The sequence below is a fragment of the Kitasatospora sp. NPDC030952 genome (genome assembly GCF_055571335.1).
In genome coordinates, this window is record NZ_JBVIFM010000001.1 from 101,640 (window position 1) to 114,016 (window position 12,377).

The 12,377-nt window shown below is 74.8% G+C and carries 11 protein-coding genes; 4 read left to right on the forward strand and 7 right to left on the reverse strand.

What is annotated here, in order from left to right:
- Window positions 1–343: 343 nt before the first annotated feature.
- From ACZ47G_RS00500 to ACZ47G_RS00510, 3 genes are all read right to left on the reverse strand, one after another.
- Complete coding sequence (locus ACZ47G_RS00500; RefSeq protein ID WP_380464010.1) at window positions 344–1,336, reverse strand: malate dehydrogenase; 993 nt, start codon at window positions 1,334–1,336, stop codon at window positions 344–346.
- 205 nt (window positions 1,337–1,541) lie between these two features.
- Window positions 1,542–1,967: a DUF3017 domain-containing protein gene (locus ACZ47G_RS00505; protein WP_465739278.1), complete on the reverse strand. Its 426-nt coding sequence runs from the start codon at window positions 1,965–1,967 to the stop codon at window positions 1,542–1,544.
- A 19-nt stretch (window positions 1,968–1,986) separates the two neighbouring features.
- Window positions 1,987–2,841 carry a bifunctional methylenetetrahydrofolate dehydrogenase/methenyltetrahydrofolate cyclohydrolase gene (locus ACZ47G_RS00510; protein ID WP_380464006.1) on the reverse strand — a complete coding sequence of 285 codons (855 nt, stop codon included), beginning with the start codon at window positions 2,839–2,841 and terminating at the stop codon, window positions 1,987–1,989.
- 472 nt (window positions 2,842–3,313) lie between these two features.
- Between ACZ47G_RS00510 and ACZ47G_RS00515 the strand changes: the two genes are divergently transcribed.
- The gene (locus ACZ47G_RS00515) at window positions 3,314–3,925 is read left to right on the forward strand and encodes a hypothetical protein (protein ID WP_465739279.1); all 612 of its coding nucleotides are present in this window, start codon (window positions 3,314–3,316) and stop codon (window positions 3,923–3,925) included.
- Between the two features lie 45 nt (window positions 3,926–3,970).
- Window positions 3,971–4,588, forward strand: a complete 618-nt coding sequence (locus tag ACZ47G_RS00520; protein WP_465739280.1) for a hypothetical protein — start codon at window positions 3,971–3,973, stop codon at window positions 4,586–4,588.
- A gap of 90 nt (window positions 4,589–4,678) precedes the next feature.
- On the opposite strand, the gene purH is transcribed toward ACZ47G_RS00520, so the two are convergent.
- Both purH and purN read right to left on the reverse strand, forming a co-directional pair.
- On the reverse strand, window positions 4,679–6,280 hold the full coding sequence (purH, locus tag ACZ47G_RS00525) for a bifunctional phosphoribosylaminoimidazolecarboxamide formyltransferase/IMP cyclohydrolase (protein WP_465739281.1): 1,602 nt from the start codon (window positions 6,278–6,280) through the stop codon (window positions 4,679–4,681).
- Window positions 6,277–6,936: a phosphoribosylglycinamide formyltransferase gene (gene purN, locus ACZ47G_RS00530; RefSeq protein ID WP_465739282.1), complete on the reverse strand. Its 660-nt coding sequence runs from the start codon at window positions 6,934–6,936 to the stop codon at window positions 6,277–6,279. Before purN ends, purH begins: the two co-directional genes overlap by 4 nt.
- 377 nt (window positions 6,937–7,313) lie before the next feature.
- On the opposite strand from purN, the gene ACZ47G_RS00535 reads away from it, so the two are divergent.
- Entirely contained in the window at window positions 7,314–7,967 is a 654-nt protein-coding gene (locus ACZ47G_RS00535; protein ID WP_465739283.1) for a hypothetical protein, read from the forward strand.
- 44 nt (window positions 7,968–8,011) lie between these two features.
- Here ACZ47G_RS00535 and ACZ47G_RS00540 read toward each other — a convergent pair whose 3' ends face one another.
- A complete protein-coding gene (locus ACZ47G_RS00540; protein WP_465739284.1) occupies window positions 8,012–9,436 on the reverse strand; it encodes a cell division protein PerM in 1,425 nt (474 codons plus the stop codon).
- Window positions 9,437–9,568: 132 nt separating this feature from the next.
- Here ACZ47G_RS00540 and ACZ47G_RS00545 point away from each other — a divergent pair, with 132 nt between their 5' ends.
- Window positions 9,569–11,404: a sigma factor-like helix-turn-helix DNA-binding protein gene (locus ACZ47G_RS00545; protein WP_465739285.1), complete on the forward strand. Its 1,836-nt coding sequence runs from the start codon at window positions 9,569–9,571 to the stop codon at window positions 11,402–11,404.
- 77 nt (window positions 11,405–11,481) lie between these two features.
- On the opposite strand, the gene sucD is transcribed toward ACZ47G_RS00545, so the two are convergent.
- Window positions 11,482–12,366, reverse strand: a complete 885-nt coding sequence (gene sucD / locus ACZ47G_RS00550) for a succinate--CoA ligase subunit alpha (protein WP_465739286.1) — start codon at window positions 12,364–12,366, stop codon at window positions 11,482–11,484.
- Window positions 12,367–12,377: the final 11 nt, after the last annotated feature.

Below are 12,377 nucleotides of genomic sequence, written 5' to 3' on the forward strand. Positions count from 1 at the left end.
GGGGCCCCGCCCCGAGCCGAAGGGGCGCGCCGGTGCCGAAAGGGAGAAGCGAGGGAGCGAGGAACGAGCGAGGGAGCGCCGACCGTCGGCACCGGGCCAAGAGCGGCCCGGAGGCGAGCGGGCGAATCACGGGGCCCCGCCCCGAGCCGAAGGGGCGCGCCGGTGCCGAAAGGGAGAAGCGAGGGAGCGAGGAACGAGCGAGGGAGCGCCGACCGTCGGCACCGGGTCAGAGCGGCCCGGAGGCGAGCGGGCGAATCACAGCGAGCGGGCGCATCACGGCGGCGGCCCGCCGCCTCCCGGGAGCGGGAGGCGGCGGGCCGCCGGAAGGGCCGTGCGGCGGGGCTCAGATGAGGCCCAGCTCCTGGACCGCGTCGCGCTCCTCGGTCAGCTCCTTGACCGAGGCGTCGATGCGGGCGCGGGAGAAGTCGGAGATCTCCAGGCCCTGGACGATCTCGAACTTGCCGTCCTTGGTGGTGACCGGGAAGGAGGAGATCAGGCCGGCCGGGACGCCGTAGGAGCCGTCGGAGACGACACCCATGGAGGTCCAGTCGCCCTCGGCGGTGCCGTTGACCCAGGTGTGGACGTGGTCGATGGCGGCGTTGGCGGCCGAGGCGGCCGAGGAGGCGCCGCGGGCGTCGATGATGGCCGCGCCGCGCTTGGCGACGGTCGGGATGAAGTCGTTCTCCAGCCAGGCCTGGTCGCTGCCGACGGCCTCGAAGGCCGGCTTGCCGGCGATCTCGGCCTGGAAGATGTCCGGGTACTGGGTGGCGGAGTGGTTGCCCCAGATGGTGACGCGCTTGATGTCGGAGACCAGGGCGCCGGTCTTGCCGGACAGCTGGCCGACCGCGCGGTTGTGGTCCAGGCGGGTCATCGCGGTGAAGCGCTCGGCCGGGACGTCCGGGGCGTTGCGCTGGGCGATCAGGGCGTTGGTGTTGGCCGGGTTGCCGACGACCAGGACCTTGATGTCGTCCGCGGCGTGGGCGTTGATGGCCTTGCCCTGCGGGCCGAAGATGCCGCCGTTGGCCGAGAGCAGGTCGCCGCGCTCCATGCCGGCGGTGCGCGGACGGGCGCCGACCAGCAGCGCGACGTTGGCGCCGTCGAAGGCCTCGTTCGGCTGGTCGGTGATCTTGATGTCGCGCAGCAGCGGGAACGCGCAGTCGACGAGCTCCATGGCGGTGCCCTCGGCGGCCTTCAGGCCCTGCGGGATCTCCAGGAGGCGCAGGTTCACCGGCACGTCGGCACCGAGCAGGTGGCCCGAGGCGATGCGGAAGAGCAGCGCGTAGCCGATCTGGCCGGCTGCTCCGGTGATGGTGACGTTGACGGGGGTGCGGGTCATTTCTACCTTCTCCAGCAAATCGCCAGGTGCCCCAGGCACACCGGCGCACTGGAGCCGAGGATGATCTCTCGACATCGAGAGACCGGCGTCAGGTTATCGCAAAGGGAAGCGTACGCCGCGTGTGCGGACGTGGCTGATGCGTCACAGACGCACCGCGGCCCCGCCCGGGAATCCCGGACGGGGCCGCGGTGCACGGCGCGGCGGCTCAGCGCTTGGGCCGGCCGATCAGGTGGCCGATGTTGTCCAACAGCGGGAACTCCAGCCACGGGTTCGGCTGGGCGACCAGGGTCAGCAGCACGATCGAGGCGCCCAGGAAGGCCAGCACGATCACATCGGTGAAGCGGCTGCGGACCGCCAGCATCCCGACCTCCGGCAGCACCAGCCGCAGCACGGCGCCGAGCAGCACCCCGGTGCCGAGGATCAGCAGCCCGTACTTGAAGCCGTCCTTGAAGTCGGCGAACCAGGTGACCGCGAGGCCGGCGCCGACCACCGACAGGACCAGGGTTATCGGCCACTGCCGGACCGGCAGGGCGTGGTCGCGCCCGAGGGCCGGGGCGGCCCCCTCGGGCGGCAGGGTGCCGGTGGTCTTGACCGGCCTGTGCCGGGGCCGCGCCGGTCGCGGTTCAGTCATGCTCGCCGTCCCTCGGGGGTCAGACGCCGGCGCGGCGCTCGGCCGCCTCGACGATGTTGTTGAGCAGCATCGCGCGGGTCATCGGGCCCACGCCGCCGGGGTTCGGGGAGATCCAGCCGGCCACCTCGGCCACGCCCGGGTGGACGTCGCCGACGATCTTGCCCTCGCTGCGGCTGACGCCGACGTCCAGCACCGCGGCGCCCGGCTTGACGTCCTCCGGCTTGACCAGGTGCGGGACGCCCGCGGCGGCCACGATGATGTCGGCCTTGCGCAGGTGCGCGGCGAGGTCCCGGGTGCCGGTGTGGCACAGGGTGACGGTGGCGTTCTCGCTGCGGCGGGTCAGCAGCAGGCCGATCGAACGGCCGACGGTGACGCCGCGGCCGACCACGACCACCTCGGCGCCGTTGATCGCGACGTCGTGCCGGCGCAGCAGCTCGACGATGCCCAGCGGGGTGCACGGCAGCGGGCCCTCGATGCCCAGCGCGAGGCGGCCGAGCGAGGTCGGGTGCAGGCCGTCGGCGTCCTTGTCCGGGTCCATCAGCTCCAGGACCGGGTTCTGGTCCAGGCCCTTGGGCAGCGGCAGCTGGACGATGTAGCCGGTGCAGGTCGGGTCGGCGTTGAGCTCGCGGACGACGTTCTCGACGTCCTCCTGGGTGGCGGTCGCGGGCAGCTCGCGCTGGATCGAGGCGATGCCGACCTCGGCGCAGTCCTTGTGCTTCCCGTTGACGTACCAGCGGCTGCCCGGGTCGTCGCCGACCAGGACGGTGCCGAGGCCGGGCGTGACGCCCTTCGCCTTGAGGGCCGCCACGCGGGCGGCGAGTTCGGACTTGATCGCGGACGCGGTGGCCTTGCCATCGAGAATCTGGGCAGTCATGACCCCATTCTCCCGGATCGCGAACGCCCCTCGTAACGGGGCCGGTCGGGCGACCGGACGGGTACGGAAGGTCCGCACCACGTTGCGGTTGCGCCACAGTCTTGACCTTGCCCCCGCAACCGGCTGGACAGCGTGCTGCCGTCCGGTTGACGATATGCGGGCATTCCCTGCCGCGACCCGGCCCGGTGACGGGCCGACGGATCCCGCGGCGGGGCGTACCCGGGGGAAAGAGCCAGTGATCCGACCACAGCACACCGACCAGCCCGACCGGCACGGCGCCCTCACCCGCCCGTGTCCGTCCCGGCGTCCGATCACCCGCTCCTCCCGGCACTGAGCCGGCCGCGCCCGTCACCGCCGCCGGGCTGTCACCGCGCTCCGCCAGCGTCCCGTTCCGTCGACGATCCGACTCGCCGGCCGCAACCGGGTCCTCCGCCGTCCCGTCCCCGCGTCCCGTAACCGCCCGGAGGCATCCATGAGTTACCCGCCCGACCCGAACAACCCGTACGGCCAGCAGCCGCCCGCGCCGTCCTACGGCTACCCGCAGCAGGCCCCGCCGACGGTGCCCGGCTACGGCTACCCGCAGGCCCCGCCCGTGCCGGGCTACGGCTACGCGCCGGCCGTGCCGCAGTCCATGCCGGGCCTGGTGACCACCGCCCGGGTGCTGCTGTTCATCGTGGGCGGCGTGCAGGCGATCCTGGCGATCATCTACCTGCTCATCGGGGCCGCCGCCAAGGACGTCACCAACACGGCCCGGGCCTCCACCAGCGACAACCCGTTCACCGCGATGGGCGACGCCGCCGCCGGTGTCCTGATCGTCATCGCGATCCTGTTCGCGCTGTTCGCCGCGCTCTCGATCACGCTCGGCGCCAAGTTCGGCAAGGGCGGCAACAACGTCCGGATCACCACCATCGTGTACGGCTCGCTCGGCGGCCTGGTCGGCCTGCTGATCCTGCTGGGCGCCATCACCGCCGGCACCGCGATCGGCTTCGTGATGGCCGGTCTGTGGCTGGCGATCAGCATCATCTGGATCACCGCCATGTGCGTCCAGGACGGCGTCAACTGGTTCAACCGGCCGCGTTACTGATGCCGCGTCCCGGCCCCGCATCCCCGTAACCGCCCGGAGGCACCCATGAGTTACCCCACCGACCCGAACAACCCGTACGGCCAGCAGCCGCCCGCCCAGGGCTACGGCTACCCGCAGCCGGCCCCGCAGGCCGCGCCGGGCTACGGCTACCCGCAGCCGGCGCCCTCGCCGTACGGCTACGCGCCGGCCGTGCCGCAGCGCATGCCGGGCCTGGTGCTGACCGCCCGGGTGCTGCTGTTCGTCATCGGCGGCGTGCAGGTCGTCCTCACCGGCATTCTGCTGCTCGTGGCCGCCGGCGCCAAGAAGGTCGCCAACGAGCACACCACGAGCAGTGACACGGCGGTCTTCGGCAACGCCGCGGCCGGCGTCCTGCTGGTCCTCGGGGTGGTCTACCTGCTCGCCGCGGTGCTCTCCATCACGCTGGGGGCCAAGTTCGGCAAGGGCGGCAACGCCACCCGGATCACCACCATCGTGTACGGCTCGATCGCCACGCTGCTCGGCATCGCGGTGCTGATCAGCGGGATCACCGGGGCCAAGACGGTCGGCCCGGGCGCCGGCTTCGGCGTGGTCGTCGGCGGCCTGTGGATCGCGATCTCGGTCATCTGGATCGTCGCGATGTGCACCCAGGACGGCGTCAACTGGTTCAACCGACCGCGCTACTGAGCGGACGGCACGGTCACGGCGAAGCGGCCCGGCTCCCTCCTCGAGGGGGCCGGGCCGCTTCGTGCCACTCAGCGGAAGATCAGCGGAAGATCAGTGGAAGAAGTGCCGCGCACCGGTGAAGTACATCGTCACGCCGGCCTTCTGGGCGGCCTCGACGACCTGCTCGTCGCGGATCGAACCGCCGGGCTGGACGATCGCCTTCACGCCGGCCGCGATCAGGATCTCCGGGCCGTCCGGGAACGGGAAGAAGGCGTCCGAGGCGGCGTACGAGCCCTTGGCCCGCTCGCCGGCCCGCTCGACCGCGAGCTTGCAGGAGTCGACCCGGTTGACCTGGCCCATGCCGACGCCGACCGAGGCGCCGTCCTTGGCCAGCAGGATCGCGTTGGACTTGACGGCCCGGCAGGCCCGCCAGGCGAAGGCCAGCTCGGCCAGCTCGGCCTCGGAGAGCGCCTCACCGGTGGCCAGCGTCCAGTTCGCCGGGTCGTCGCCCTCGGCGTGCACCCGGTCGGCGTCCTGGAGCAGCACGCCGCCGGAGATCGGGCGGACCTCCTGGCGGTTGGCCGGGGCGCCGGGGGCGACCAGCACCCGCAGGTTCTTCTTGCGGGCCAGCACCTCGACCGCGCCGTCCTCGTAGGCGGGGGCCACGACGACCTCGGTGAAGATCGGGGCGATCTGCTCGGCCAGCTCGACGGTGACCGGGCGGTTGACCGCGATCACGCCGCCGTACGCGGAGACCGGGTCGCACTCGTGCGCCTTGCGGTGCGCCTCGACCACGTCGGCGGCGGTGCCGATGCCGCACGGGTTGGCGTGCTTGATGATCGCGACGGTCGGCTCGGCGTGGTCGTACGCGGCGCGGCGGGCGGCGTCGGTGTCGACGTAGTTGTTGTACGACATCTCCTTGCCGTGCAGCTGCTGCGCGCCGGCCAGGCCGCCGCCCGCGGTGAAACCGCTGATCAGCCCAGTGTCGCTGTACAGCGCGGCGCCCTGGTGCGGGTTCTCGCCGTAGCGCAGCACGTTCTGCCGCTCCCAGGTGGCGCCCAGGAACTCGGGGAACCGCTCGTCGCTGGGGGCGTAGCCGGCCTCGAACCAGGAGGCGACGGCCACGTCGTAGGCGGCGGTGTGGGCGAACGCGGCACCGGCCAGACGCTTGCGGGTGGCCAGGTCGAAGCCGCCCTCGCGGACGGCCGTCAGCACGTCGGCGTAGCGGGCCGGGTCGACCACGACGGCCACCGAGGGGTGGTTCTTGGCGGCGGCGCGGACCATGCTCGGGCCGCCGATGTCGATCTGCTCGACGCACTCGTCCGGGGTGGCGCCCGAGGCGACGGTGGCCTTGAACGGGTAGAGGTTCACCACGACCAGGTCGAAGGGCTCGACGCCGAGCTCGGCCAGCTGGGCGCGGTGCGACTCCAGGCGCAGGTCGGCGAGCACGCCGGCGTGCACCCGGGGGTGCAGCGTCTTCACCCGGCCGTCCAGGCACTCCGGGAAGCCGGTCAGCTCGGAGACCTCGGTCACCGGGACGCCGGCGGCGGCGATCCGGCCGGCGGTGGAGCCGGTGGAGACGATGGCGACCCCGGCGGCGTGCAGGCCCTGGGCCAGCTCCTCCAGACCGGTCTTGTCGTACACGCTGATCAGCGCGCGACGGATCGGACGGATGTTCTCGGAGACAGGGGGGGTGGTGGAGCTGGCACTCATGCCGGGATCCATACCTTTCGGTCCTCGATGCGGTGACCTTCGCGGGCCAGCCGGCCCACGACGTCGACGAGCAGCTTGCGCTCGACAGTCTTGATGCGCTCGTGCAGCGCGTCGCCGCCATCGGCGTGGTCGGCGTCGACGACCTCGACGACGCCCTGCGCGATGATCGGCCCGGTGTCCACGCCGGCGTCGACCAGGTGGACGGTGCAGCCGGTGACCTTCACCCCGTACGCGAGCGCGTCGGTGACGCCGTGGGCGCCGGGGAAGGCGGGCAGCAGTGCGGGGTGGGTGTTGACGATCCGTCCGGCGAAGGCCGCGATGAACTCGGGGCCGAGGATCTTCATGAAGCCGGCCGTGACCACCAGGTCGGGCTGGTGGGCGGCGACGGAGGCGGTCAGCGCGCGGTCCCAGTCGGCGCGGTCCGCGAAGTCCTTCACCCGGTGGACGAAGGTCGGCAGGCCCGCCCGCTCGGCGCGCTCCAGCCCGACGATCCCGTCCCGGTCCGCGCCCACGGCCACGATCTCGGCGCCGTAGGCCGGGTCGGCGACGGCGTCGATCAGCGCCTGCAGGTTGGTACCGGAGCCGGAGACCAGCACCACCAGGCGGGCCGGTCCGGGCGTGCGGGGCGGGAAGAGCTGGGCGGGGGCGGCGGCCACTGCGCGATTCTCCGTAGGTCGGGCGCCGCCCGCTGGTACGTCCACCGGCGGTGGGGCCACTACGAACGGCAGGTCGAGCGAGGGGGAACACCAGGAGAACCCGCCGCGACGCGGGCCCCGGGAACCTGGGTGAGCTGCTGACCGTCACCACGATAACGGCTGGTCGGAGGGCCCCGGCACCCTCCCTGCGGCGCTACGCGCGTAGTTGAGACGGGGATCTCCTCGGGCCCGCCGCACCGGAGTTGCCCGCGGCCCGCGCGGGTACGGGCAGGCCCCCGCCGGGCTCTCGAACGCTTGCGGGATCATTGGGGCGGGGAAGACCGCTCCCGGGCGGAACCCCCCGAACGAGCCCCGACCGAGAAGGAACGGCTGAACCCATGAGCAGCGGCGACGACACCGACGAGCGCAACCCCTTCGCGCCGCCGCCCGCGGACGCCCCGGACCAGCCGTGGCGCCCCCGCAACCCCTGGCCCGGCCAGGGCCCGGACGGCGACCGCGGGCAGCCGGCCGGCCAGGGCGGCGACCAGTCCGGCGACCGCCCGCCGTTCCCGCCCCCGTGGGGGCAGGGCCCCGGCGACGGCGGCCCCGGCCGGCGCCCCCAGGCCCCGCAGCCGCCCCGCCTCGACCCGACCGACCCGGTCCACCGCAAGGCCCGCAACGCCGCACTGGCCGGGCCCTTCGCCCTGGTCTGCCTGTTCGCGGGCTTCCACTGGATCGCCCTGCTGGTCGGACTGCTCGGCATCGCCTGGGGCATCGGCGCGCTGCGGGCCAAGCGGCCCGCCGCCCCAGCCCCGGCCGGCGGCGTCGGCCCCACCGGGATCCCGGCGCCCAACCCGCTCACCCCGGCCGCGCTCGCCGGGATCCTCACCGGCGCGATGACCGTGGTGGTCGCCACCTCGGTGATCGGGCTCGGCGTCTACTACAAGGACTACGTCACCTGCGTGCAGGACGCGCTGACCAACGTCGGCGCCGAGAACTGCGACCGGTACGCGCCCCAGTGGTACGTGGACTTCGCCGGGAACGCCGAGTAGGGGCCGACCGGCCCGGTCAGTCGATGGGGCCCGACCGGCCCCGGTCAGTCGGTGGGGGGCCGGCCGGCCAGCCGCAGCACCAGGGCGTACGCACCGGCGCGCAGCTCCAGCACGCTCCGGCGGGCCCGGAGCGCGAGCCGGGCGTAGGCGCCCGGCACGAACGCCGGTGCGTTGAGGTCGGCCTCGGCCTCGGCCTCGGCGTCGTCCGCGCCCGTGCCGTCCGCCGCGCGCCCGGGTCCCACCGGGCCGAGCACGCGGTGGCGGACCAGCAGGGCGCCCGGCACCGCCACCAGGGCCAGCCAGCCGGCCGCCGCCAGGCCCGTCCACCACGGCACCGGCCCCAGCCGGGCCATCCGCTCCGCCGCCAGCGCCCCGCCCGCCAGCCAGCCCAGCACCGTCGCCCCGGCGCCCAGCAGCGCCGCGGCCGCCAGCGCCGCCGTCACCGTCGCGGCGGGCGGCCACGGCTCGGTGGAGGTCCGGCCCCCCGCCGCCGCCCGGCCCAGCAGGACGGCCGGCACCAGCCCCGCCAGCAGCGGCAGCAGCAGCGCCGCCAGCCGCCAGCCGCCCGGGCCCTCCTGGGGCAGCAGGGCGAACAACGGGAAGTCCGGCATCGGGCCGAGTCGCGCACCGACCGGCGACACCAGCGAGTCGGCGCCGACCTCGAAGCCGGCGCCCAACGCGTACGCCGCGCCCCACAGCACCGCGTTCGGCAGCAGCACCACGGTGAGCAGCAGCAGCCCGGCCAGCGCGGCGGGCCCGCCGCCGAGCAGCGCCATCCCCCGCCCCCCGCCGAACACCGCGTCCAGCACCGCCGCCACCGCCACCAGCAGCCCGCCCGCCGCGACCAGGCCCGCCCCGGCCGCACCCGCCGCCCGGACCACCACGGCGGTGCCGCCGGTCGGCCGCCAGCCCGGCGGGAGCCGGTCGAACAGCGGCTCGGCGCCCGGGCCCCCCGGCTCGACGGACCGTACGCCCGCGGCCGTCGCCAGCCCGGCCAGCAGGGCCACCACCAGGAGGTCCGGCAGCACCCGGCTGCGGAACAGCCCGGCCCCCGTACAGTGCAGCGCCACCGCGGCCGCCACCGCGCAGTACCCCGCCCACAGCGCCACCGGGCCGCCCCAGCGCGAGCGCAGCCCGCGCCGCGCCGCCACCCCGGCCCCCGCCCGGTACAGCCGCACCACCGCCAGGGCACCGAGCAACAGCGGAGTGACCGTCAGCGGGGCGTCCGCTCTCCCGCGCAGGACCGGCGCGCCGTGCCCGAGCAGCCAGAGGGCACCCGCCAACCGGGTGGCCCCGGCCGCGTCCGAGTCCGCGTACGGCGTCGCCACCCAGAGCCCCAGCACCGGCACCCCGACCACCGCCAGGCCGACCAGCGCCGTCCGCACCCCCGCCAACAGGTCGGCCAGCACCGGGCGTCCACCCAATTCGCCCGGCACTTCCAGGAGCGGACGGCCCATCAGCTGCGTCATGCGCCTCATGGTGCCAAGGCGACTCGCCATGCTCCGTGAACCGGCAAACCGCCGCCGTGTCCCAGATTATTGTCTTATGCGCCTTTTCAGACCCTGCCCCCAAGCCGCCGCCGCCCCGGCCAGGAGCGTCTGATGACCACGCCCCCCACCCGAGCCGCCGACCCGCTGCGGAAGCTGACCCCCCGTGAGGCCGAGGCCCTCGCCCACCTGGCCGCGGGCCACGGCCTCGACCAAACCGCCGCCGCACTCGGCGTCACCCCCACGACCGCCCGCAGTTATCTCCACCGGGCCATGCGCAAACTCGGCTGCCCCACCGAGGCCGCCGCCATCGCCCTGCTCCGAACCGCACCCCCCACCGGCCCGGGCCGGCGCCCCCCGGCCGCCCCCACCGACCCCAACCGCACGCGAGTGACCCCCACAGCCCCGGGAGAACGCAGCGGCATGACACAGACCACCCCGACCACCGGAGAGCCCGGCACCGGCCGGCCGACGGCCGACGGCGCACCCGGCACCCCGGCCACCTCAGCGGCCGTACGGCCGACGGACGGGGGCACCCGCCCGCCGTCCAAGGCCCGCCCCGGGCCGAAGGCGCCCCCCGCCGTCACCGCGCGGAAGGACGCGCGGAAGGAGCAGCGCCCCGCCGGGCGCGGCACGGACAAGGCCGCCGGGCGCGACGGCCACGACACGGCCGCCGACCGGGCCGGGAGGCGGACCGCAGCCCCGGCCCCCGCCGAGGCCCAGGCCGAGATCAAGGCCAAGGCCAGGACCAAGGCCACGCCGGCCGTACCGTCACCCGACGCGGTATGCGGCCCGGCCAGGGCCGAGCGCAAGACTCCGGCGGGCCCGGCCCCGGCCCCGGTCGTCACCCCCGCCGAGCGCGACACCGCCGACGCCCGGGAGCGGATCAGCCAGGCGCTCACCGAGGCGGGCCACGGGCGGGACCTGACCGAGAGCTTCGAGGAGCTGTACGAAGGCGCGCACACCCGGCTGGTGCAGCAGGTGTTCCTGCTGACGGCGTGCCGGCACCGGGCGGTGCACTGCGTGCGCCGGGCCTTCGGGGAGGCCCGGCAGGACTGGGGCGGGGTGGTCGGCTCGGGCGACCCGGAGGGCTGGGTGCGGGTGCGGGCCTGCGAGCTGGCGCTGTCGCCGTGGCGGCGGGGCGGCCCCCGGCGGGTGCACGCGTGGACGCTGCCGCACCGGCGGATCCGGGTGCGGCCGGCCGACGAGGCGCAGTCGGTGCTGCCGGACCACGACCGGCTGACCGACCGGGACAAGGCGCTGCTGAAGGCCCTGCGCCGACTGTCCCGGCCGCAGCGCCGGGCGCTGCTGCTGCACGACGGGCTGGGGCTGCCGGCGGCGGCGATCGCGGTGGAGGTGGAGTCCACGCAGGCGGCGGCCGAGGGGCGGGTGTGGGCGGCCCGGGCGGCACTGGCCCAGTGGGTGCCGGAGCTGGTGGGGCCGGACCCGGCGGCGCCGGGGTTCGCGGACGGGCTGAGCCGGCTGCTGCACCGGGCGGCGGTCCGGGGCTGCCCGGAGCCGCCGCGGGCGCCGGTGCCGGTGCTGCGGGCCCAGCACCGGCTGGGGACGGCGAGCCGGACGGGCGCGGCGGTGCTGCTGACCGTGGCGGTGGGCGGGGCCACGGTGGCGACGCTCGCGGGGCTGCGCCCGGCGGCGCTGTTCCACCGGCCGGAGCCGCCGGTCCCCGCGCTGTGCGTGCCGGCCCCGACCGCGGAGGTGGCCGAGCCGGGTGTGCCGCTGCTGCCGGGCGGGGCACCGAACGGCATCAGCAGCCTGTGGTGCAGTCCGGCGCCCGGGCTGGCGGCGGTGGTGGCGGAGCCGCAGGCGCAGGCGGTCGCCCGCTGGGAGCTGCCGGTCGCGGCCCGGGGCGCCGCCCCGCCCCCGCAGCAGGACCCGGCGGCGTGCCCGAGCTGGTCCCCGCTGCCCTGCGGCACCGGGCCCACGCGCTGAGGCACGCCCCGGCTCCGGAAACGGCGAGCGCCCCCGCCCGAGGAGGGCGGGGGCGCTCACCGCGCGGGTGACCTGGGTCAGCCGGCGATGATCTCGCGGGCCAGGCGGGCGGTCTCGGACGGCGTCTTGCCGACCTTGACACCGGCGGCCTCGAGGGCCTCCTTCTTCGCCTGGGCGGTGCCCGAGGAGCCGGAGACGATGGCGCCGGCGTGGCCCATGGTCTTGCCCTCGGGGGCGGTGAAGCCCGCGACGTAGCCGACGACCGGCTTGGTGACGTGCTCGGCGATGTAGGCCGCGGCACGCTCCTCGGCGTCGCCGCCGATCTCACCGATCATGACGATGATCTCGGTCTCCGGGTCCTCCTGGAAGGCCTTGAGGGCGTCGATGTGGGTGGTCCCGATGACCGGGTCACCGCCGATGCCCACGGCCGAGGAGAAGCCGATGTCGCGCAGCTCGTACATGAGCTGGTAGGTCAGGGTGCCCGACTTCGAGACCAGACCGATCTTGCCGGAGGTGGTGATGTCGGCCGGGATGATGCCGGCGTTCGACTGTCCGGGGCTGATCAGGCCGGGGCAGTTCGGGCCGATGATCCGGGTCTTGTTGCCCTTCGAACCGGCGTACGCCCAGAAGGCGGCGGTGTCGTGCACCGGAACGCCCTCGGTGATGACGATGGCCAGCGGGATCTCGGCGTCGATGGCCTCGACGACGGCGGCCTTGGTGAAGGCCGGCGGCACGAAGAGGACGGAGACGTCGGCGCCGGTCTCCTTCATGGCCTCGGCGACGGAGCCGAAGACCGGGACCTCGGTGCCGTCGACGTCGACCGTGGTGCCGGCCTTGCGCGGGTTGACACCGCCGACGATCTGGGTGCCGGAGGCGAGCATGCGGCGGGTGTGCTTCATGCCCTCGGCGCCGGTCATGCCCTGGACGATGACCTTGCTGTCCTTGGTAAGGAAGATAGCCATGGTGTTAAGTC

Coding starts and splice junctions, on each gene's coding strand:
- ACZ47G_RS00500 (WP_380464010.1), bottom strand. CDS start 1,336: ATGACCCGCACCCCCGTCAACGTCACCATCACCGGAGCAGCCGGCCAG.
- ACZ47G_RS00505 (WP_465739278.1), bottom strand. CDS start 1,967: ATGACTGAACCGCGACCGGCGCGGCCCCGGCACAGGCCGGTCAAGACC.
- ACZ47G_RS00510 (WP_380464006.1), bottom strand. CDS start 2,841: ATGACTGCCCAGATTCTCGATGGCAAGGCCACCGCGTCCGCGATCAAG.
- ACZ47G_RS00515 (WP_465739279.1), top strand. CDS start 3,314: ATGAGTTACCCGCCCGACCCGAACAACCCGTACGGCCAGCAGCCGCCC.
- ACZ47G_RS00520 (WP_465739280.1), top strand. CDS start 3,971: ATGAGTTACCCCACCGACCCGAACAACCCGTACGGCCAGCAGCCGCCC.
- purH (WP_465739281.1), bottom strand. CDS start 6,280: ATGAGTGCCAGCTCCACCACCCCCCCTGTCTCCGAGAACATCCGTCCG.
- ACZ47G_RS00535 (WP_465739283.1), top strand. CDS start 7,314: ATGAGCAGCGGCGACGACACCGACGAGCGCAACCCCTTCGCGCCGCCG.
- ACZ47G_RS00540 (WP_465739284.1), bottom strand. CDS start 9,436: ATGACGCAGCTGATGGGCCGTCCGCTCCTGGAAGTGCCGGGCGAATTG.
- ACZ47G_RS00545 (WP_465739285.1), top strand. CDS start 9,569: ATGACCACGCCCCCCACCCGAGCCGCCGACCCGCTGCGGAAGCTGACC.
- sucD (WP_465739286.1), bottom strand. CDS start 12,366: ATGGCTATCTTCCTTACCAAGGACAGCAAGGTCATCGTCCAGGGCATG.